Here is a 23,623-nt window from a genome sequence, read left to right as displayed (position 1 = left end):
GTTCACATAACAAATTGATCAGAAGAAGCCTTTCTGAGATTATCTGAATTTTTCAAAGTATGGTTCAAGTCTTTTTTTCATGCTCTCGGAAGAAGCGAAATACCCGTTAATCCTCGTTTCCAAAGCCAATACCTTCGCGTTATCCACTTTCTCCCCACTCACGTTAACGAAATCCAAGGCAGACAAAATCACCCACAAATCGAAGTTCCATTTCGTGTTTTCCTGCTTATTCAAGCCGGAGTCCATACAAGAAATAATGCGCTTTGAATCTTGAGCGGCACAAGCCTCCAATAATTTCAATTTATTCTGCAATCTCTTGTCCGGAGTCCAACTGCAAGAAGCCCATTCTTTAGAAATTTGACTGAATAATTTCTTCATGCCATTCTCATCCTTTACCGTTTTCTTTTGAATGGCCTCATTTATAGTCTTATTGTAATTTTCTGCCAAATATTTGTCCAATTTTTCCAATCCCACACTCTCTTTCAATTTGGAGAAGTTGTTCAAAATAAAATTAAAATCGGCAGAGCCATAGGACGTCCCTTCTATCAAAAACCAATAGTCGGCTTTCAACTTGTCGCTATCGACAACTTGCTTTTTCAATTCTTCCAGAATCGTGTTCGCTTTTGCCTGTTCCCCGGCACAAATAAGTACCCAATAGTAAGTCAATAACTGATCTTTCGTGATCGCACCCTTGTCGTACTGCTTATTCAAGTAATCAAAAGAGGTTTCTTCGTTCAAACCTCTTTCTACCCAAACGATAAAAGATTTCAACGAGCCTGCCCCGCCTATCTTGTGTTGAATACTGCCATCGGGACGGAATATAAAAAATGTCGGGAAACTCTTCACGTTAAATTGTTTTGCCAATTCAATCCCTTCTCCTTTTTCCATATCATATTTCACGCTCACGAACCGGGGATTAAAAAAATCTCCCGCTTCCTTCGTCACAAAAACCGTGTTCAACATTCTCTTGCATGGAGCACACCACGAGGTGTAGCAATCCATAAACACGAGTTTATTCTCCGCTTTTGCCTTAGCCAACGCTTCTTTAAACGTTAGTTCCTCGAACTTAACCCCTTCTTGGGCATTTGCCGTGATGCCCAACGACATCACGACAAATAACAACATTATGATCCTCTTCATATTATACTAGATTTTTATACCTTCTGTCATTTGCATCAACATAAATAACATGGCTTGATAGTGCTGCTTGGAAGCCTGATCCGGGGCATCCATCGCTCTGCTCATTAATAAGGTTCTCAATTTCAAACCGATTCCACAACAGTTGGCTACAGTTTCATCGATAAGAGAGGTGTTCACCGGACGTTGCCAACCGTAGCCGTATCCTAAACCGAAGCTGTTCAGTATTTCACGATCTTTCTCGTCGTAAGCAGATTCTTGTCCCGATTCCACCACCATCATTTCATCCAACCCGTACAATTTCATTTCGTCTAAAGAAGGAGTTCCCGCCTCACTCGTGATCCCTCCTAAAAGTCCTGCCAGACCGGGTGACGGTTTCAACAATTGTTTCATGAAGGCCAACATGCCATTTTGCATAATCTTATCGGCTTGAGTCACTTCCCGGTTAGAAATCGCACTCTCCCATACCCCGTTGTACAAATCATCGAAATAGGCTTGCAACGTGTACAGGTTTTTAGAGATATGCGATGACAACACGACATTCCGGCTCGCGTTGAACAACGCCATGACTGCCATATTTTGAAGGCGTGCAGAAGTTGCCACATCCAAGCCGAATTTTTCCGTCACCTCTTTGTTATCCAACCAATCGCAATCATTCAATTGCTTCAATACCCATTTCAAAGAAGCCTGTTGTTTCTCGCGGCTAACCGGCTCTACCCGTTTCCCGGAAGTTCCGTCTTTCACGTCCGTCAAATAAATGCCACCGACATTATAAACCACGTTCATCAAGTAACGGGCATACTGGTTGGCAATATTCTGGTACAACGCTCTCCGGTGAGTAGCTTCCGGGTCATCCTTGATCCATTCGTTCAAATGGTTCATAATATATTTCAGATTCTTAATCCCGTATTCACCCGCTTTCATCGGATCGTCACCCAAATCTTCCTCCAATGCCGAAGGATCTACGCGGAAAGCCACCTGTTGTTTGCGGAAACGGTAAATCGGATCCCCGACTTTCTCGTCTACCCAACCTTCCAGTATTTTAAATTCTTCCTTCGAATTTTTTGCCCCGGGGAAATACGTGTACAACCATTTAATGGCAAATTCGTCGTACGGACCTAAATCCGGCGGAGTCAATTTTACCCCTTTGTCCCCGGGCTGAGCCACGTAATTAAACCGGGCGTAATCCATAATAGAAGGCGTAGTTCCATATTTTCGAGTGAAACTTGCCGAGCGCAAAGAATCCACCGGGTAAGTACTGGAAGCACCCATGTTGTGCATCAATCCCAGCGTGTGTCCGATTTCGTGAGCCACCACGTAAGTAATTGACTCGTCCATCACGTCCTTCGGCATCTTTTTAGCTCGCACGCGAGGATCCACTTGTGCCGTTTGAACAAAACGCCAATGATTAATCAACTTAACTATATCGTTGTAAATAATCACCGAAGCGGTCATAATTTCACCCGTCACCGGATCAACCCAAGAGGGTCCCATGGCATTCTGCGTGTTCGAGGGAATATACCGTATGCAAGAATATTTCAAGTTGTCGGGATCAAAATTCGGGTCATTTTTCGGGAAATCATGTACTTGCATTACATTTTTAAAGCCAATTTTCTCGAAGGCCTGATTCCAGCGCAAAACGGCTTTCTTGATCGGTTCTTTCCACGACTCGGGAAAAGCGTCATCAACGTACCACACTATCGGTTTCACGGGTTCTACCAATTTACCTTTTTTGTAAGCCTCCGGGTCCTTGGGTTCTAATCTCCAACGATTCACGAGAGAATAATTGAGTAATTGGTCCTCGGCTTCCGTGATACAATGTTTTCCTGTTTGGAAAATACCTAACCTGAAATCCGGGTATCTCGGACGCATTCTCTTTTCCGGTAACAATAACAACGAGCGGGTAGCTTTTACCGACAACGGAGCATTACTTACCAAAGTGGAACGCCCTCTCTTTACCGTCACGTTATAAGCATACCACGTGGAGACCATAACGTTATCCTCGAATGCTTTTATCTCATCCAATTTTGTTCCCTCCTTTAAAGGCGACGCGCTAATCGTAATTTGTCCCCCGCCTTCATTTACCGGCGATAAATCCGACTCGTTGCCCGTGAACAAGGAAGTCACGTTGATCACCACGGCGGAACGGTCTTTATTGAATGCCTCCACCTTGTAGGCTTTCAGCATCGGGTCTATAAAATTCCTTTGCTTCAACAATTCCCCGCGCTCCTTATCTACCTGTAAATCCAACGCCGCGTTGACACTGCGCATGTACACGGTAGTATCTTTTTCAAAGGTAAATTTAATATGCCGGGGTGTGTTGGTCTTGAAACCGTTCGTGCAGAACATCGGGTTACTGGATTCCGATGCCGTGGACCCTAACAACATCTCGCGCCCCATGTATTTCAACGGAATCTCCATGTACAATTTATCGTCCACTTTATGCAAGGTCATGAAACCTCCCTTCGTGGCAACATGCCCCTTGGTTTTGAACAATTTATCATACTTGCTTACCGGCTTTGCCTTAGGCTTATCCGGCGTTTTTTTTGTCGATACCGCTTCAACCTTGCCCTTTTTTTTCTTCTTCTCATTTTTCGATTGTCCGGCACCCGACGTCACTTCACAAAAAGAGAACAAAAGCAAAGACACCAATAAAAATACAATACTCTTTTTCATACATACAATATTTAAACATTACAAATATCTATCTGGCTTTCCGGAAGTTCCAAATCGCCCAACCATTAAACACGACAATAAAAACGCACAAAGCGCCAATCTGGGGTAATACATGCCTTAACTCGCTGCCGTAGGCGAAAAACAGACGCATGACCTCGATGTAATAGCGCAACGGGTTAATATCCGCTATCACCCTAGCCCATCCCGGCATACTGTCAATCGGCGTCCACATCCCGCACAACAAACAGATAATCAACAAAAAGAAGAAACAAAGTAACATTGCCTGCTGTTGATTCCGACAAGCCGTGGAGATCAACACGCCAAACCCGACCATTGACACGAGAAAAAGGAACGAAACCAAGTAAATGCTCCAGTAACTACTCTGGGGCACAATCCCGTACAACGCCCACACGATAATCAATCCAAGCGTAAGAATCGCCATCCCGATTACCCACGAGGGAATAATCTTCGAGAAGATAAAGGCACTCCGTTTCACCGGGCTCACGTTCATCTGCTCTATGGTGCCGTTCTCCTTTTCCGTCACGATATTCAATGCCGACAACACTGCCCCGATAATACACACCAGAATAGCTAAAAGTGAAGGTATCTGGTATAGACTGGACTCCCCGTCCGGATTATAACGATGATTCACGACCATATTGATCTGTTCGAATCCCGACTCCGTCGGTTTCTCGATAAGCGGAATATTCACATCCGCGCCCCCCGCGTCAATCATCAATCCGGGTACCGTGATTTCTTCTCCTTTCTCCCATTCATTCATCTTTGCCGTCACGCGGGCTTCCGGGGATTGGTTCGCTCGCGGCATTTCAACCCCTTCCTGCAAACGGGTTTCCGCTTCCGCTCGTGCCAGCATCATTTGTTGCGCTTGTGCCAATCGAGCCTGTGACGCGACTTCCGCTTTAGCCCGTTTCGTCATTTCGGCTTGCGCTTCCGCTTCCACCCGAGCCATGATCTCTTCCTGTGACTCCATCCGAAAACCCGGCTGAAAACCGAACCCGTCCACGTACTCCCATATATACCGCTCCAGTATCTGCAAAAAATAAAATGAAGAAAGCCCTGCCGTCACGCCGTTCACGGCATCTATTTCCAGCATAATCGGGGCTTTTGTACGTTCCATGACATTTTTCTCGAAACCTTTCGGTATCTCCAATATCCCCGAGGTCTTATTCTTCTCCAGCACTTTCAATCCCTCCTCGTAGGTGTCCGCGTAAGCCCCTATCCGAAATTGGTTCGAACTCGTCAACTTCCGCAAAAAATTGGCAGAGGTACTCGTGCGGTCATGATCCACCACGCTCAAAGAGATCGTGGATGTCCTTACCTTCGCTGCCGGGGGAAGAATAAACAACAGAATCGACGTGATCAGAAACAGAATCAGCAATATCGTTTTATCCCTGAATATCTGGATAAACTCCTTCTGTAACAAAAATCCCAGCATCCTCATGACAACCGATTTTTAAAACATTTGATACTAATAACAATCAAAACCACCGTGATCGCCACCAACCCGAACAATTCCGGGTAAACGGCATCCATCCCCAATCCTTTGATCATGATATTTCTCGCTGCCGAGATAAACAAGGTCACCGGCATCATGTGCACTATCGCTTTCATCCCCAAAGACAATGAATCCAACGGGAAGATAAACCCGGATAACGTGATAGCCGGAAGCATCAATCCCGCGATAGAAATGATAATGGCACTCCGCTGTGTCTTTGTCAACACCGACACCATAATCCCCAATGCCAACGAAGACAGGGTAAAAATAGTCCCGACAAAAAACAGTAAGAAGATATTTCCCGTTATCGGGACTTTCAATATAGTGACCGAAATCAACAGGATCACCACGATGTTAATCATCCCGACCAACAGGTACGGTACCAGCTTTGCCAGAATAATCACGGGCGGGCGCACCGGCGACACCAGCAACACCTCCATCGTACCCGATTCTTTCTCCTTCACGATAGCGAGAGAAGCCATCATCGAGCATACCAGCATCAACACGATTCCGATCACTCCCGGCACGAAATGAAAAGCACTGTCCAACCGGGGATTGTACCGCATCTTTACTTCCGGAATAATCTGTATCGGCAATTCCCTTCCGGCATTGATTTTCTGTTGATAGCTCAATAATGTTGCCAATATATAGGATTCCAACGTGGATGCATTGATCTGTAAACTCGCGTCCATAATTACCTGCATATTCCCCACTCCCGTCCGCTTGATCTCTTTCTCGAAACCGGGCATAAAGACGAACACTTGGGATAAGCGTCCCCCCTTGAACAGTTCATCCACCTCATCCATTGAACGCACATGTTCTACCACTTTAAACGTGGAACTCGCGTCAATCTCCGCCACGATCTGCCTGCTCATCGCGTCATTCGACATATCCAACACAGCCGTGGGCATTTCCGTCAAACTGCTATTCAACGCGAAACCGAAAATCAATAACTGCGAGATCGGCAAAACCACCAATACCAATAGAGTCTTCCGATCCCGAAGAATATGATAAAACTCCTTGCGCGTGAAAGCGAAAAACTGATCTATAAATGTCTTTATCTTCATCTCATCCGTCCTTTCTTTGAGCCCTCCGTGCCAACAAATAAAAAACCTCCTGCATCCCCGGAACACCATGTTGTTGCTTCAATACAGCAGGAGTACCCAATGCCTCGATACGCCCGTCCACCATGATCGACACCCGGTCACAATACTCCGCCTCGTCCATGTAGTGGGTGGTAACAAACACGGTAATCCCGTCCGCTGCCGCCTGATAGATTAATTCCCAAAACATCCGGCGCACGGCGGGGTCCACCCCACCGGTGGGTTCGTCCAAAAACACGATCTGGGGCTCGTGGAATGCCGCCACCGAAAACGCCAGACGTTGCTTTACCCCTTGCGGCAGCAAACGTACCAGCGTGTTCCGTTCTTTCAAAAGACCGAGATTCCCCAGCACCTTATCCATTTTATCCCGAATCTCCGAACGTTGCATCCCGTAAATCCCCCCGTACAAGCGTATATTCTCCCGCACCGTCAAACTCTCGTATAACGAGAATTTCTGGCTCATGTAGCCGATTCTGCTCTTTATCTTTTCCGACTCCCGGGCAATATCGAATCCCACCACCCGTCCCGTCCCGAAAGTCGGTTTGCTCAACCCGCATAACATCCGCATGGCAGTGGTCTTGCCCGCGCCATTCGCCCCGAGGAACCCGAATATCTCCCCCCGCTCCACGTGAAAACTGATATGGTCCACCGCCGTGAAACTCCCGAATTTCTTCGCCAGCCGCTCTACTTCAATAACCCGTTCCATCGCTAATATCGTTTGTTAACATCATAAAATAATCTTCTATACCCGCCTCTATCTCGTTCCATTCCACCCCGGTATGCCCCGCACCTCTCAAGGAAGCCGCAAACCGTTCCACGGGATAATCGTTCTCCTTGAACGTGGTGTGAAGCGAATCCCCGAACGTGAAACAGGAATAAACCCCCGGTTCTTCCCGGATGTCCCGCAATAACCGGTACATATCCCGTGCCCGGAATGCGACCAGTTTTTTATCGTGTTTCCGGATCAACCGGTCCGGCGTATCCACCGCCAACATACCCCCGTGGAAAATCAAACCGATACGGTCACACAACCGGGCTTCATCCATGTAAGGCGTCGACACCAGTACAGATATCCCGTCCTCACTCAGCCGCTTCAACACGTCCCAGAATTCTTTCCGAGATATCGGGTCGACTCCCGTCGTCGGCTCGTCCAAAAACAATACCTTCGGTTTATGGATCAAGGCACAGCATAGCCCCAATTTTTGCTTCATCCCTCCGGACAAAGCTCCCGCTTTCCGGTTTTTAAAAGGAGCCAGTTGCTCGTATATATCTTTTATCTGGTCATAATTTGCCTGTAACGTCGTGTCGAACACGCTGGCAAAAAAACGCAGGTTCTCCTCCACCGACAGGTCTTGGTACAGGGAAAACTTCCCCGGCATATACCCCACGATATTCCGCACCTCCCGGTACTGGCCGATCACGTCGAATCCTCCCACGGAAGCCCGCCCCCCGGTAGGCAAAAGAAGCGTCGTCAATATCCGGAACAGCGTACTCTTGCCCGCCCCGTCAGGTCCGATCAAGCCGAACACTTCCCCCTTCTTCACCTCCAGAGAAATCTCCTTCAGGGCGACGATCTCTTTCAATACCTGCCGGTACTTCATACTGATATTCTCCGCTACAATCATAATTTATTTATAGCGTGTTAAACTTCACGTCGGCATACATCCCTACCCGCAGGAAACCGTCGTTCTCTACATGGATTTTCACGGCGTATACCAGATTATCCCGTTCATCCTGTGTCTGTACCGTTTTGGGAACAAACTCGGCTTCCGAGGCTATCCAAGATATTTTTCCCCGGTATTCCCGTTCTTCTCCGCCACCCAATTTGGCAAATACCCGTACCGGATCGCCGACTTTTAATCCGCCTATACGCCCGCCTTCCAAGTAAACCTGAAGCGTCATGTTTTTCAAATCCCCGATTTTATACAGAGCCTTTACCGGGGCTGCCAATTCTTTCTCTTCCGTGTACTTCGCCAGTACAGTCCCCTCGATAGGGTTTACAATCATGCAACGCCGGATCTGATCGTTTACTTGATCTACTTTCAGGGCTATTGTCGCACTTTCCGCCTTTGCCCCTGCTATCATCACCTCCGCCTGATGTGTTTGTCCCACCAAAGCCGAACGCCCCTCGTCCACCATCGCTTTCACGTCATCATACTGTTTCCGTGTAGCCGCCTTGCCTTCCAGCAAACGCTCCACCCTTTTCAACTCTTTCTCCCCTTTCTCCACCTTCAAACGATACACCTCCAATACCTTATCCAAATTCGGGATTCGTTCGTCCACCGCCTTCACCGCCTGTTGTGCCTGTACCTTCAACCAATGCAACTGCATCGTGTCTATCAAACCGACCACCTTGCCCGCCTCTATGTAATCCCCTTCCATTACCTCCAATCGCTCCACTCTTCCACTCATTTCCGACGACACGATTACCTCTCTCGTTTCAAACATTCCCGATGCATCCCGCTCTTCCATTTTATCTTTGCAACCAACTCCCAGACAAGCCAAAATTACTAAACCCAATATCGTATTCTTCATCTCCAAAAACATTTAATTCTCTAATCGTAAATCCTTTAATAAAATTTGAAATCATAAATCTCAAATCCAAAATCATAAATCGTTATGAACTTTATAAACCTAACGTTATTTTCTTTGAATAGACCATCATCTTCAGCTCTACCTCCCGCAGTACCTTTTCCTGCTGTGCTATCAACGCCTGATTCACATCCGTGATCAACTCCGAGATCGTGTACACCCCATTCGCATACTTCACCTCGGATGCCTGCCGGATACTCTCTCGCAAGCGCACAGCCTCTTCGTCACTTTTTACCAACTCCTGCAATTTTCTGATTTCCGCATCCTGCATCAATACTTCCATCTTCGTGTTGAAAATAAAACTCTCTTGTTGGTTTCTCACGCTCTCTTGTTGTACCTTAATCAATTTCCGGTCATTCCCTCGTGTATTCAACTTTCCGAAATTCCAACTTACCATCACCCCGCCGATAAAATAAGGCTTAAAATCACTGTCAAACGTGTTCAATCCCGATTTACCGTATCCCCCCATCGCAAACAAACCGATTTTAGGCATGTTCTCGGCATTCTGCATCTTCAAATCGGCATCCAGCCGCTTGATCTTGCTATCCAGATATCTCAACTCCGGACGCTTCACCTCGCCATTTCCAAAACGACTCTCCACTACTGGAACTTGTAGTTTGGTTTCTTTCGACAAAGGTCGGTGAATCAAAGTCGATAACACGTTCAGACAAGCCTCCCGCTTGGCTTCCAGTTCAACCCGCAACTGTTTGTATTTTATACGCTCCACGTCTATCACATCCAAATCCGTCTCGTAAATCACCCCTTCTTTCAAAGCCACCTCGGCTCGTACCCGCAGGCTATCCAAAATCTCGTCCGCCCGATTCAACTGTTTCTCCCTCCCCTCTATCGTCAATAAACCGAAATACAACTGTTTCACCTTATCCTTGATCTCGTATAACTGGGCATCCAATCCAGCATGCATCATATCGACCTCCCGGCTTGCCATCTCTTTTCCCGCCTTCATCCTTCCCCCTGCCCACAACGCCTGCTTTAACGACAGCGACACATTATAACGATCCCGGTCACTCACGGGAATCGTCATTTGGGGAATCGACACCGGTACGTTCATCGTCGGCAAGTTAAGATTCTGCCCTTGAGCAACCTCGTTCAAATCCACGCTGATATTCACCTTATCCGGCATCTTCAAATCCAACTCCATCTTCTCCGACTGCCACGACGCCACTCCCGACAAACTAAACTCCGGCATATACACCCTCGAAATATTCGATAACGTGTATTCCCGTGCCTGATCCAACAACCCATGTTGCCGTATCGCCGGGTAATTATCCATCGCCCACTGCTGACACTCCTCGATCGTGATCACCCGCTCCGGTTGACCACCCCTAGCCACTTCCTGCCCCCGAAGCGAAGCACTTAACATTATAATACACACAAAAGAAAACGCTCTCTTTCTCATAAACTCCAATTGTTAGCTGAACACATACTTATCTAAATTTTAAATTAAAACGAACACCTCCATAAAACAGGGTACACGCTTCCCAAAATTTATCGCAAAAAAAAGACGCCCGGAACTCTGCCCGGACGCCTCTCTCACTAAATGAACTGATCTGTCTTATTGCTCTTTGATAAATTGTGTCAAACCGCTTTTCTTCAATAAATTCAATAATGCCTCGTATCGTTTAATAATCATCGAGTATTCGCCATGCTCTGCCCGGATTTCAGTATCTGTCTTCGTGTAAATCATCTCCATAAAATCCATAAGGTCTTGCAATGTACTCGGGAAAGTAACACCATATTGGTCTACTTTAGCATATCGCAAAACACCGTATCTCCTCGGGTTTGTCCTTAACTCGCTAAGATAATCAGGAACCACCAAATCCTTGTACTGTGTATTATACTGTGCTCCTAACTCAAAAAGATCCTTCTTATCCCACTTTTCATAAAAATCCGGTGTTTCTTTCGGGATATTAAAATAAGCCTGCAACTCCTCCTTGTACGTCACTTCAAAGAAATACTTCAACTCGTACATGGCCAATCGCCAACCATACCCCTTTTTCTCCTCCTCGGTCATCTGCTCCACGGGAATAAAGTTTTTCACTTTCCCCCTCGACATTGTGAACCGGGAACTCAATGCCAGCACACCCAAATCCCGATACAAAGAATCCGCTACCTTACCCTTCATCAAGGTATCCAACACCAAGAATGCGTGCGGCCCGTATTTCCCTTTAAAATTAGACCCGTACTCCTTGTTCATGTAAGGTTCTATCACATAATCCCGCAGCAATTCCACCATCATCTGAATCTTACTCTCGTCCCGCTGAATCGTAAACACGATTGAACCAAGGGAACCCGTAAAGCTATACCCGGGCTTAAATATTTCATAATGCGTGTAAGAATTACCCCCGTGGTCGTAACGGGTGCTCCACCCGATCGTGTCCGAGTAGAAAATGGGGAAACCCGTGTTCGCATACACGTCATATATCAACTGATCCAGTTCCCCCGCATTCGGATCGTACTCAATCTTATACCAATTCTCATCCAAGTGCGATGCAGAACCCGCCTCGTTATCGCCGCAGGAATATCCTAATACTCCTAACAGCAATCCACAAACTAACGTTTTTATCTTCATCATAACTTTCCATTTTAATTATACAAGAGACAATCTTCACGGCTGTTTTGCTCAAGGCTACCCTCGCTTTGTTCCACTTCCACGGCAGGTATCGGCAATACCCATCCCCCGTCCGGGTAGGTCGGGAGCAGATAGTACCCCTCCAATATACCGGGCGTACCGTTACCGCCATACGAGTTCCCGTACACGTTGTGCTTGATGCTCTTCGTTTCCAAATATTTCGGACTAACCGCATAACGGCGCAAATCGAACCAACGCTGTCCTTCAAAGCAAAGCTCCAAGCGACGCTCGTCGCGAATATACTTGATCAAATCCTCGCCCGTGGCTGTGATCGGCTGCAAATCCTTCACGCGGTATTTCAACAAACTTTTCAACGCTTCGCGGGCAGGCTCCTCCTGATCCGTCATCGCCAATGCCTCTGCCAGATTCAAGTACACCTCCGACAGGCGCAACGTGAAGTTATCCGAAACAAACAAACTCTTTTCATTGACAGGAGCAGCCCCTACCTTACGGGGAATATAGAAACCCGAGAATCCTTCATTGGCAGGCACCTCTTCCCGGAAAAGAGTGAATTTTTTCCGGCAGTCGTTCGCTTCGCCATCCTTCACGCCGTGTTTGTCGAACAAGGACACCAGTTCCTCCGACACGCGGAAAGCGGCTGAATTCGTCTTTCCTTTCACGAGCGGGAATACCCGGTTGATACTATTGCTCCCTTGCGTGAAAATAATCTCGGGCGAATTGGCATCAAGCCAAGAAGTATCCTTCACTCCTGCCCCGGGCAGGTTCTTCAAGCTATACTTGTTCCCGTTAATCACCGCATTACACAACTCCGGCACCAGCTCCCATTTCCCCATGTAGCAATACACGCGGCTCAAGAAAGTGCGAGCGGCATCCAACCCGACACGCCGAACGGTAGTCGGTTCGTAATCTTTCAAATAATCGATGGCTGCATTCAAATCACTCACGATTTGCTGATACACGTTATCCACGGTTGAACGTTCGTATTCAATATCCTCCACGTAGTGCGTCAACTTGATGGGCACCCCCGGGTCCCGCTCTGCCGTCACGGGATCGTACGGCTTGGCATACAGGTTCACTAACAGGTAGTAGAACGAGGCACGCAAGAAATGGCACTGCCCCTTCACCGCATTGCGATCCGCCTCCGATTCCTTGGTAAACTCCTCTGCCTTGTTCAGGATGACGTTCACCACGGCGATATGCTCGTACAAGCGTCCCCAAGTGGGATCGTTATACAATACACCGGAAGTATTACACGGATCTTTCTCCCACGCATAAAAACCACGCAACATAGTGGAGGGATCGGTATCGTTGTAATCCCCCTTCACAAACTCCTCTGCGTCGTCATCCATCACATTCAACCAAGGGAAATAGACCCCCGTTTTATTACTGGGTTTTAGTGCGTTAGTACCACTAATCACCTCGTTTTTCATGTAACCGCTCCCCACCAGCAACTCGTTCAAATCCTTGCAAGTCGTGGCGTAAGCGTATTCATTCGACTGCTCCTCCAAAAAATCGGAGCAACCGGTCAATCCCAAAAGCAATACCCAAATTCCAATAAAATATCTTTTCATAACTCACCTGTTTTAAAATGACACGTTCACGCTCAGCGAGTAGGTCGGCTGTACCGCCACGTTTATCTTGTCTGCCGAACCAGATTGCGAGGAGGGATCCTGTCCTTTCAGCTCCTTCGCAGCCCAGGTAAAGAGGTTCGTTCCGGACAGTGACACGTACATCGACTTGCAACGCAACTTCTTGCAAACCTCATCCGAGAAAACGTAACGCAAATTCAACCGCTGCAATTTCAAGTAGTTACCACTGATCACCCGCACGTCGGCATAGTTATACATCTCCCAGATATTCTTGGCAAATGCGTAAGGCTCTCCTCTCCACCAAACCTGATTGAGTGTATTTTCATACGCTTTCTTAGGTAATATCCCCGGGATATTCGTGTACTTCTCGTCCCCGGGCACTTGCCAGCGGTCCACCATCTCCTTGCGCAAGTTCTGTATGGGCGACACCGCCAACGACTTGGCATCCGGGTTAAACAACTTCAACAACCTAACCTTGGAACCCAGGCTGTACGTCAGGTTGAAGTCCAGCACGAACCCTTTCCACGAGAAAGTGTTGGAGATACCTCCCTGCAACACAGGCACGCGGCAACCGGAATAGCGCATCACCTTGGTGAAGACATCCGCCTTCGGCATATCGACATACTCGGCAAAATACTCCTCTCCCACGCGGGCAAACGTCGGGCGACCGTCATCGGCACTCAACCCCGTGAATTCATACGAGTAGAAGGAGTTCAACGGTTTTCCCGACACGTGTGCATTCCCGTTCAAGAAATCCATGTAGGTGTACTCGTCGTGCAACGGATCCTCGGCATTCGACTGCAGCGCCCGGTTGATTAACTTGTTGACAATACCTCCCAGCTGCGGGTCGATACGCCACATAAAGCCATCCCGGTTTCCTCCCCCCATGGTGGTGTTGATCGGGTTGATATTCAAACTCACCTCCACACCCTGGTTCGTCACGGTTCCCTCGTTCACCGAGTAAGAGGATACCCCGTTCACCTGCATCACCTTCTTGTTCAAGAAAGCATCCGTCGTCTTCTTGTAGAAATAAGAAAGCGTTCCACTGAGTTTATGGTTGAACAACGAGAAGTGCAACGTACTGTTCAACGACATCGTCTTTTCCCAACTCAAATCCGGGTTCGGGAAAGATTTGATGGTTGAACCGAATTCATTGAACGCCGGATCCAACTCCCCTTTCACCATAATCAAATCCGGAATCTGCGATGCTTGCGTTGTTCCCTGGTACCCGAAAGAAGCGGTCAAGGCAAGGTCGTTCACCCAATACACGTTTTTCAATAAATCCTCGTGCATATTCCAACGACCGGAAACCGACCAAATCGGCAAAAACTTGTCTCTCGCCCGGTCACCGAACTGGTTGGAATAATCCACCGACATATTAGCGTTAAAGATATAGCGATTCTGATAACTATAATTCAACACTCCCATAAAACGAAGTTTATTCGATTCCGTGTCCTTAAATTTACCCAAGGCATTAGCATCCGTGGTCAACCATTTCGTGTATTCACCATATTCTTTGAAATCCACATTGCCCACTTGCAATCCCCGCTCCGGCACGTAGCACCGGAATGTTTTGGATAATCCCGTGTAGCGGGAAGAAGTCAATTCAAATCCCGCCATGGCGGACAACATGTGATCTTGCTCCTCATCCAAATAGATATGATACTGCAACCGACTCTGCAAGTTGTAGTTTTCGTTCTTAGTCGAATTCGTTTTTAATTCACCCCCGTACGGCAAATTAGTATGTTGTCGGAAACTACCCTTATCGTACTCCCCGTTTTTTCCACGATCCGTAAAATCATCTAATGAATACCCCTTTTTAGCGAGCGACTTGGCATAATGCGTTGTGGCACCGTGATACACGTCATCATCCGTGTTGGAAATAGAGTAGGCAAACACACCCGTCAATTTCAAGTTTTCCAAAATGTTATAATTGGCATTCACCGAGAACGACAACTGATTCTTGTCGATGTTCTCGTAAGAATTATCCCGTTCGTTCAAGATATTGAACCACGCTTCTCCTGCATTATCTCCCCCCATAACCATTTTTTTGGGATAGAAATAGAGCGACCCATCCTCGTTATACACCGGTATGGCGCGGCTCGTATTGTAAGCAAAATCCATCAACCCCACATCCGACGGCGTGTGCTCCTGCTTCTGCACGTTCCCTTTCAAATCAAAAGTCGCATTAAAACGATCATAATTCAACGTCACTTTCATTGAGGCCGTGTAGCGATCCCCGAATTCTTTCTGTAGCACCCCGTTCTGGCGGTTGTATCCCACCGAAGCGTAATACTTGGCGGTCTTCGAGCCCCCGGAGAAAGAGAGAGAATGAGTATGCGAAAAAGCATCCCGGCAAAGCACGTCGAACCAATCCGTGTCCAATGTCTCGTAATATTCTGTTTGCTGTTGGAACTGCTCGAAGGTCATCAAACCGTTACGGTAATCCTCGAAAGCCTTCTCGTAACCGATCCACGTGTTCTTGTCACTATATTCCATCTTCTTCTCCAAAATTTCTCGGGAGTAAGCCACCCGCTCGGCCGAATTCATCACGTTCACGTTGCGGTCCGAGTAACGCGGTTTGCGAGAAAGCGTTCCGCTGAAACTGTAACGTACGGTAGGAGGCCCCTCCTTACCCTGTTTCGTGGTAATCACGATAACACCGTTGGCCGCCCGCGTACCGTACAACGCCGTGGCGGAAGCGTCTTTCAACACGTCGATCTGCTGGATATCCTCCGGGTTCAACCCCGAGATAGCATTACCCAACAAGTTCACAAAGTCCAAGTCATTCAACTGGGCGGGATCCACGTTCACCGGATCCTCCTGGATGATACCGTCCACCACCCACAACGGCTCTTGGGAACCCAACACGGTGGACGTACCGCGGATACGCAACCGCGGGGAGGCACCCACCTGTCCTGAGTTCTGCATAAATACCATACCCGGCACGCGCCCTTCCAGCATCTGATCCAGCGTGGTCATACCCGGGGTCATGATGTCGTCCATCTTCAGCGTCGTCACTGCGCTGGTCAATTTCCGCTTGTCGATTTGCTGGTACCCGGCATTGATCACTACCTCTTCCAACTCCTGCGCGTCATCCTCCATCTTCACGGTCAGGAACTCCTGTCCCTTGTAGTGCACCTCTGCCATCTTTTTCCCGATAAACGTGAAACGCAACACCACGTCGTCCCCGTCCGGGATCACGATGGAGAACTTCCCGTGCACGTCGGTGGTCACCCCCGTGGTAGTACCCTTCACCATCACCGTCACCCCGGGCAACGTGTCATTCGGTGCGGTACCCACCACGACTCCCCTCACCGTCCGCTTGGCAGCGGGTCGTACCGGAACTTTCCGTTTCAAGATAATCACCTTGTCGTCAATCGTGTACACGAAATTCGTCTTCGCCAACACTGCATCCAATACCTCGCGAATCGTCTTGTTCTTCAAGTCGAAGGTCAACTCCTTCACCCGCTCCGCATCCGCAGCAGAATAAACAAAAGAGAACCCCGTCTTTTGCTTCAGTATATCAATTACCTCGATCAATGATTTTTGCTTCACTTGCAAATCCAACCTCACCTCCTGCGCATTGGCAAACAACACGCTACCCACCGAAAACAGCAGAAGCAACACGACTAATCTCATCGTTTTTATCGCTCTCATAAATATATATTTAGCTTTATTAAACATCTGTTTTTTTCATATCACTCCATCCCTTCAACAATTTCACCCCACGTGCCACCATAGAAATCCTTCTCGGCAATATCATGCTTTTGATAGTAAGGAACTTCCACAGGTTTCGTCTGTGCCCTCACTCCCGTCACTTTATACTTGTATCGCATTTCTTCCACGCCCTTTATCGACCGAGGTGCATGTGGGTAAGCCATCCCGTTTTTCCCGATAAACCGAAGACGTAACTCGTGAGTTTCAGTACTAACCGATGTCTCAGTTAACAACATATTTAGATGATTCACCATCGGGTAAACAAACTCCACCACGTGACAATCACCCTCTTTCGTGAACGACACGGCATCCATGTACATTCCGTAAGCGTCAAAACCGGTATCTTCCATTTCATCTTCATCCATTTTGCTATCTCTTTTCCCTGTTACATCATACGTCAACCACGGGTCGTCAAACAAAGTAACTCCTGCCAATTCAACATCTGCCGGCTCCGTGCGGAATTTACACGTAATCCTTAACGTATCCTGCGGAACAACAAAGTTCACCTCCGCCCTGGCTGTATCATTCTCCACAACAAAATTTGCTCCAGCCCATGATTTCACTTTAAAATCCTCTATAACAACCTCAAACGGCTCGTAAGAATACTTTTCATTAAACAACTGGGTGCCGGACAAGTAACGCACATCCCATATCGGCACCCGAATTTTACCCGGAGTACCGGCAATAAAAGAACTCGAACTACCTCCCGTCCCTGCATAATGTTTATAATTATATATAGGTTGAGATTTTGCTGTCGATCTTTCACGCTTATTCGCTCCCATTATACTCATAAAATCAGCATCCGACCCAACATTCCCATTCACGGCAAAACAAGAATGCGCAAACGTCTTTAACACGAGTCCCAAATCGGTCAAAAACGCCGCCATGGCACGGGATGATTTCAGGTAATTCGGATTCCATCTCGTGTAATCTACCCCGCAAAAAGCAAATCCTTCTTTATCACTCGGGTAGAAATGTTTGATAAAAGCTCCCTCGTACTTCGGCATCCACACCAGATAGTGGTCACTCTGTTTGGCCTCCGGGTTTTGCTTGAAATAATCCAACACCTCTTGTGCCATCTCCGATGCATTCTTCTCCTGCATCTCGGCTTGCCTCCTGTTACTCTTGATGTAGTGAATTCTAATAAACTCTGGGTTAGCCTCGTTCACCTCCAACCCGAACTTTTTGTTCACCCGATACCGCATAAAATTCTCGTGGAAATAATTCTGTATATGCAGCGTCATCCCTGACAAACGATAATGCCAATTCTCTATTTCCAAAATATCGGACGGTACATAATACACTACATTCAAATTGTGCATCTGTTCAGGCGTATAGGTCTCTCCGGGAGGAACAATCTCTTCCTCCTTTTCCGCATCAGCTTCCCTATACGTTTTTGTACAAGATGTAATAAAAATGGATAAAAGTATCCATAATAAAAATCCTACATTTTTTTTCATCATGCTATTGATTTTAGATTACCACATTATTTCATTTTTCTTAAAAACGAATAACTAGTAAAAATCGGGTACAACAATTTCATTTTTTAAAACTCACACGATTGTTTTTTTTACCACACAAAACTCATCTTGCTAAAGATAGGCATTTTATATATATCTTATAATCTAACTCATTCTTTTTAACACATTCTTTATCACTTTTCCAAACAACGAATAAATTTAACTATATACCCCTTCTCTATCTTACAAATTATACAGCAATAAAATTTATTAATATGAAGGAATATACTAAAACCAAGTTTTCACCCCAATTGCCTTGAGGCTTATATCGCAATCTATCAGTATCTATTTTATTTATCCATAATAAAAGCGTCCGGGAAATCCCGAACGCTTTTAAAAATACACAGATACTATTTAAACAAAACTAATTACTTCCTAAACGCATGTATTCGTCGATCTCTGTAAATTGATCCGTGGAATAATCGCCTAATAGATGCTTCGCGAAATGGAACCATATTTTTCGTTTGAAAAAATCCAAAGACACTCCCCGATAACCGTGATTTTGACCGGGTAAAATTAGCATATCGAAATTCTTACCGGCCTTGATTAACGCATCCGCCATTCGGAAAGTGTTGGCAGGATGCACATTATTGTCAGCATCCCCGGCCACGAGCAATAAATGCCCTTTCAGGTTCTTTGCCAACTCGATATTGGTCGGGATATTGGGTTTCTCGAATTTTACATTTTCAATCGTACTCTTCGTGGAATCTTTTACATCCTCCGGGGCTTTTGCTTTTTTCTTGGTCACAGGCTTGGTAGCTTTTGCCTCTTTTATCCCGTGGTGTGTTTCTCCCCACCAGATGTTATAGATATTATTATCATGATTCCCGGCAGAAGATACAGCCGCCGTGTAAAAATCCGGATAGGTGCAGATTGCCGCCGTGGACATAAAGCCTCCCCCAGAATGACCGAATATTCCTACCCTTGACTTATCAATAAACGGGTAACGATCTGCCAGTTGTTCTATCCCGTACTTGTCATCAGCCAACGGGTAATCCCGCAGGTTGCCGTATCCGTAGGTGTGGTACCATCTGTCACGCAAAGGGCTTCCTCCCCGGTGTCCGAACGTGACCACGATAAAACCCACCTGTGCCAAAGCCGCGTTATTAAATCCCGTTGAAACGCTAAATTCCAAAGGAACTCCTTCAGTTTGCGGTCCCGGATACACGTAAGATATGATTGGATATGTCTTCGTGGAATCGAAATCCGCCGGTTTCCACATGTAACCGAACAGGTCGGTTGAACCGTCCGCCGCTTTCACGGTAAAAGATTCGGGCATACGCCAACCCGTTTCGTAAAGCCGGGACAAATCGGGAGATGCCAATTCTACAACAACTTTCCCATCCGTGTTTCTTATCACGCTCCGAGGTTCCAAATCAGCACGGGAATAATTGTCCACGAAATATTTCCCGCCAAACAAAAAGTTCGTTTTGTGCGTTGCCTGTTCCGGTGTCAATATTTTCACCCCTCCTTTCCCGTCAAAACGAACTTTATTCAAGCGAGCATAATAAGGACTCACACCCTCTTTGTCTTGCCCGTAAGCCTCGAAATAAATGGTTTGTCCCGTGGTATCTATCCGAACAATTTTCCCGGATGTCCAACCTCCGGAAGTGACAGCATTCTTCAGGTTTCCCTCTCCGTCATACCGGTACCAATGCCCGTGCCCCGTGCGTTCCGACCACCAAAGAATTTCTTCCCCGTCTTTCAATACGTGGAATTTAAATAGCTGATCATTAAAATAAGGTTCACATACTTCATTAATCAACACTTTCACTTCTCCCGTTTCCGGGATTACCCGACACAACTCCATCTCATCACAAGTCCTTTTCTTGCGCGTGAAATAAAGCCTTTTAGCGGGGCGTCCGACACTGTACACGGATAATTTTTGATCTTTCCATTTTTCTACATCTAATTTCACCTCTTTTTTAATGGAAATATCAAACACGTGTAATTCATTCTGTTGCACGTGTTCATCCCCCGGCATGGCAAATTTGTATTTCTGCAATGTCGGACGCCCCGTGCCTAAAGTATTTACCAAGTAAAGCTCCTCCATTTTTCTTTTGTCCTCACGCTCCGCATAAAAGAATCTTGAATCACCGAACCAAGTAATATCCGGAATCACCTTTTTCGTGGAATCCGCCGTCTTGGGTGCGTAAGAATAACCTGTACGCCCGTCCGTTGTCAATTGTGTTTCCACGGAATCTTTCAGCGAAAATAAATACAGATTATGATTCTTGGCATATACCGTGTAATTGCTATCCGGGGAAAGTTTACCGTCGTATTTTATCGTCTTAGCCGGCTTCACCGGTGTTTTCGGATTTTTCTTTGTCGTGTCGGGAATCACTCGTTCCAAAGCGTTCGTCCGAAGATCGTATTTAAATCTTACTCCCTCTGAAGTAAATTGCAAAACCTTCCCTTTCTCTTCCAAAGAAAAACCCGATAATTTAATATCCTTGTAATTAACAGGTTTGTGCGTCACCCGGCTAATCTCACCCGCTAACTCTTTGCGGTTGAACAATTCACGATTCAGTCCGGCTTTAGGGTCCACGAAATAATAATGTATCCCGTCTTTCGTTTCATATTTGTACCAGAATTTATCCGTCCCCTTCAAAACATTAGGTAACACACTTGTAGAACCGACCAGAGATTCTAAATTCAAAAAACGCTCCGCTTGTTTATAATTCGCCTTTTGCCCTACCCCGGAAAGGACGAATAAACAAGGTAATATCCATAAAAAATACCTTACCATTATCTTTATTTCTTCTTGTACTCCTTGATTATTTCTTCAATTATTTCCGCCGTCAATTCATGTCCTTTCAGAAGAGGGTAGCCTTCCCAACGTACGATGCCTTCCGGATCAACCAGAATAGCATGAGGGACAGCCGTTATCCCCAAGGCTTTATGCAATACTTTCTTGGTATCGATAGCACTGTAATACTCGATCACAGGCTCTTTCATCGCTCTCACTTGTTCTTCTTTCTGACCGCACATCCCAATGACCACCAAATCTTTTTTAAATTTCTTACTGAACTCATTTAAATCCGGAATCCCTTTCCGACAAGGAGCACAAGAAGGTCCCCAAAAATCAATCAACAAGAATTTACCTTTCATTTTCGGCTCTTTGGTCAACCATTTTTCAACCACTAATTCGGGAGCTTTTTGATTCAAGAAAGATTTTGCCCACATCTTTTTTTCTACCTTATCCTCATTCCCGTATTTCTTCATAATATCTTCAATCACCTCCGCCGTCAACTTAACCCCTCCCAACGGATAACCTTCCCAACGTACTATACCTTGAGGATCTATCAGTATCACGTGTGGAATCCCTGTAATTTCCAATTCTTTACTCATTCTCTTTTCCGTATCCACCGCACTATAATAATCAATAACAGGTTCTTTCATGGCTTTCACTTTCTCCGCTTTCTCATAAGAAATCCCGATCACCACCAACTTATCTTTAAACCGCTCACTGAACTCGTTCAAATGAGATATCGCTTTTTTACACGGGCCACACGTCGTTGCCCAAAAATCAATCAAAACAAATTTTCCTTTTGTATCCGGTCGATCCGTAATCCATTCTTCGACAACTAATTCCGGAGCCTTTTGATTGATAATCGATTTGGCATACAACCAAACTTTGTCTTGTTTTTGTTGTGAAAAAACAGGAAAAACAGACCACACGGCTATAAATAATAATACAACTCTTTTCATATATTCTTTTTTAATTCTTTAATTCATTTTCCAATACTTCCCGCATCTTTTCACGTCCCATAAAACCTCTGAAAGAATGTTTTATATTCCCTTCTCTATCCACGATTAAATAATGGGGCAACCCTCCCATCTTAAACTGCTCATCTATCAAATAGCGGTAAGTTTCATTCGTCACCCGGTAATGGTCGCCACTCATGTCCGGTATCATTTTCAACCAACGCTCTTCCGGTGAAGCCTTCGCCCCGGTAATAAACAAAAACTTAACCCCTTTTTTCTCAAATTCTTGTTTCACTTCCTCCATTTCATTCATCGCTTTCAAACAAGATTTACAGTACACGTACCAGAAATCAACAAATACCACTTCTCCCCGGTAGCCCGTCATGATACTGTCAAACACCTGTTCTTTCGGTACGTCCGGAACCTTTCCAATCTTATATCCCGGTTTTGCCAGATGTTCTGCCCATGCCTTATTTCCTTTCTCGTAGATATCGGTAAATAACTCATTCACGTAGGGTGAAGCCGTTTGCATCAATGTCAGATGTTCCTTTTTTAAAGGCAGATCATTATTTACACGCAAATGGCAAACATGAGCTTTTTGTAAATCCAGTAAATAACCTCCTTTATTTTCCAAAAAAGCCTGCAACTGTTCTTCCTTTCTAAAGTACGATAACATCTTGTTAATCGAATGCTCGGGCAGAAGCATCAAATCATAACCGGCTTCCAGAAAAATTGGCTGCAATATATTAAAGCAGGGATATTTTGTATAAGGCAGCTCTCTCGAATCTTTTGCTCCTTGATACGCCTTCTCAAAATTCGGATTCATCGAATAAATATCTTCCGCACAATCCAACAACGCTTCCAATTGAGCATAGCGGAACCAACCTTCACCTTGTTTTTTCTTTTGCTTCGATGACTCTTTTAATCGACTATCATACAATTCTTTACAATAAAGAATGTATTCATTTTCCGTCATTCCTTTGATTTTTTCCAAATCTACCGGATAACTACGGTTACGCTCACCACGACAAAGCAAATATTGATTCAATTCCGAATAATCCCCTTCAAATTCTCCCCTTGTTTCTTTTGTATTCACGTAAAGCCTTGCATTCTCCCCCGGATTCAGGACAATCTCTAATTCCCGATCCATACACGCTAAAGAAAGATTCAACAACAAAGAACCGTGTTGCTCGAATTCTATCAGAGTTTTCCCGTTTTCATCCAGTGCAAATTCTTGTTTACCGGGCAGAAATCCACCCCATGACAAATATCCTTCTTTCTTCATTCCGGGTTCATAACCCTGCACTTGAACTTCTAAACAAGTCCGGGCACTTTTCAATACCGGGGATTGCCATTCCCGAACTTTCATTTTTTCAGTCTTCTGCGCGTATCCGCTTCCCAAAAGACACAATATCGCTACAACGACAAGAATAACTTTACGTTTCATTTTC

The 23,623-nt window shown here is 45.9% G+C and carries 14 protein-coding genes and 1 pseudogene; all 15 read right to left on the bottom strand.

From position 1 onward, the window contains the following. Nucleotides 1-39 precede the first annotated feature (39 nt). Nucleotides 40-1,140: a thioredoxin family protein gene (locus tag Q5866_RS00680; protein ID WP_292265039.1), complete on the bottom strand. Its 1,101-nt coding sequence runs from the start codon at nucleotides 1,138-1,140 to the stop codon at nucleotides 40-42. 6 nt (nucleotides 1,141-1,146) lie between these two features. Continuing rightward, nucleotides 1,147-3,813 (bottom strand): zinc-dependent metalloprotease, encoded by a 2,667-nt coding sequence (locus Q5866_RS00675; protein ID WP_292265040.1) that lies wholly within the window; start codon nucleotides 3,811-3,813, stop codon nucleotides 1,147-1,149. A 28-nt stretch (nucleotides 3,814-3,841) separates the two neighbouring features. Continuing rightward, complete coding sequence (locus Q5866_RS00670) at nucleotides 3,842-5,275, bottom strand: ABC transporter permease (RefSeq protein ID WP_292265043.1); 1,434 nt, start codon at nucleotides 5,273-5,275, stop codon at nucleotides 3,842-3,844. Then, nucleotides 5,272-6,396 carry an ABC transporter permease gene (locus Q5866_RS00665; RefSeq protein ID WP_099291359.1) on the bottom strand — a complete coding sequence of 375 codons (1,125 nt, stop codon included), beginning with the start codon at nucleotides 6,394-6,396 and terminating at the stop codon, nucleotides 5,272-5,274. The genes Q5866_RS00670 and Q5866_RS00665 overlap by 4 nt, the downstream gene beginning before the upstream one ends. A 1-nt stretch (nucleotide 6,397) precedes the next feature. Beyond that, nucleotides 6,398-7,129, bottom strand: a pseudogene (locus Q5866_RS00660) (ABC transporter ATP-binding protein); the annotation flags it as partial. Beyond that, nucleotides 7,122-8,057, bottom strand: a complete 936-nt coding sequence (locus Q5866_RS00655) for an ABC transporter ATP-binding protein (protein ID WP_292265046.1) — start codon at nucleotides 8,055-8,057, stop codon at nucleotides 7,122-7,124. The pseudogene Q5866_RS00660 and the gene Q5866_RS00655, both read right to left, overlap by 8 nt. 7 nt (nucleotides 8,058-8,064) lie before the next feature. Further along, nucleotides 8,065-8,967: an HlyD family secretion protein gene (locus Q5866_RS00650; RefSeq protein WP_292265049.1), complete on the bottom strand. Its 903-nt coding sequence runs from the start codon at nucleotides 8,965-8,967 to the stop codon at nucleotides 8,065-8,067. Nucleotides 8,968-9,058: 91 nt separating this feature from the next. Continuing rightward, a complete protein-coding gene (locus Q5866_RS00645; protein ID WP_292265052.1) occupies nucleotides 9,059-10,441 on the bottom strand; it encodes a TolC family protein in 1,383 nt (460 codons plus the stop codon). A 156-nt stretch (nucleotides 10,442-10,597) separates the two neighbouring features. Further along, nucleotides 10,598-11,617 (bottom strand): hypothetical protein, encoded by a 1,020-nt coding sequence (locus Q5866_RS00640; RefSeq protein WP_186974907.1) that lies wholly within the window; start codon nucleotides 11,615-11,617, stop codon nucleotides 10,598-10,600. Between the two features lie 11 nt (nucleotides 11,618-11,628). Then, nucleotides 11,629-13,206 carry a RagB/SusD family nutrient uptake outer membrane protein gene (locus Q5866_RS00635; RefSeq protein WP_186974908.1) on the bottom strand — a complete coding sequence of 526 codons (1,578 nt, stop codon included), beginning with the start codon at nucleotides 13,204-13,206 and terminating at the stop codon, nucleotides 11,629-11,631. A gap of 12 nt (nucleotides 13,207-13,218) precedes the next feature. After that, nucleotides 13,219-16,884, bottom strand: coding sequence for a SusC/RagA family TonB-linked outer membrane protein (locus Q5866_RS00630; protein WP_303178117.1), 3,666 nt, complete (start codon nucleotides 16,882-16,884; stop codon nucleotides 13,219-13,221). A gap of 41 nt (nucleotides 16,885-16,925) precedes the next feature. Beyond that, the gene (locus Q5866_RS00625) at nucleotides 16,926-18,407 is read right to left on the bottom strand and encodes a hypothetical protein (RefSeq protein WP_303178115.1); all 1,482 of its coding nucleotides are present in this window, start codon (nucleotides 18,405-18,407) and stop codon (nucleotides 16,926-16,928) included. Between the two features lie 421 nt (nucleotides 18,408-18,828). After that, nucleotides 18,829-21,213, bottom strand: coding sequence for a DPP IV N-terminal domain-containing protein (locus Q5866_RS00620; protein WP_292265060.1), 2,385 nt, complete (start codon nucleotides 21,211-21,213; stop codon nucleotides 18,829-18,831). Nucleotides 21,214-21,218: 5 nt separating this feature from the next. Continuing rightward, on the bottom strand, nucleotides 21,219-22,175 hold the full coding sequence (locus Q5866_RS00615; RefSeq protein WP_099291367.1) for a TlpA disulfide reductase family protein: 957 nt from the start codon (nucleotides 22,173-22,175) through the stop codon (nucleotides 21,219-21,221). Between the two features lie 10 nt (nucleotides 22,176-22,185). Beyond that, nucleotides 22,186-23,619, bottom strand: coding sequence for a TlpA disulfide reductase family protein (locus Q5866_RS00610; RefSeq protein ID WP_303178113.1), 1,434 nt, complete (start codon nucleotides 23,617-23,619; stop codon nucleotides 22,186-22,188). Nucleotides 23,620-23,623: the final 4 nt, after the last annotated feature.

It is taken from the genome of uncultured Butyricimonas sp., from assembly GCF_959596855.1.
Classification (GTDB): Bacteria; Bacteroidota; Bacteroidia; order Bacteroidales; family Marinifilaceae; genus Butyricimonas; species Butyricimonas muris.
Note: the sequence above shows the minus strand (reverse complement) of the source record. Positions and strands in the feature narration are given on the sequence as shown.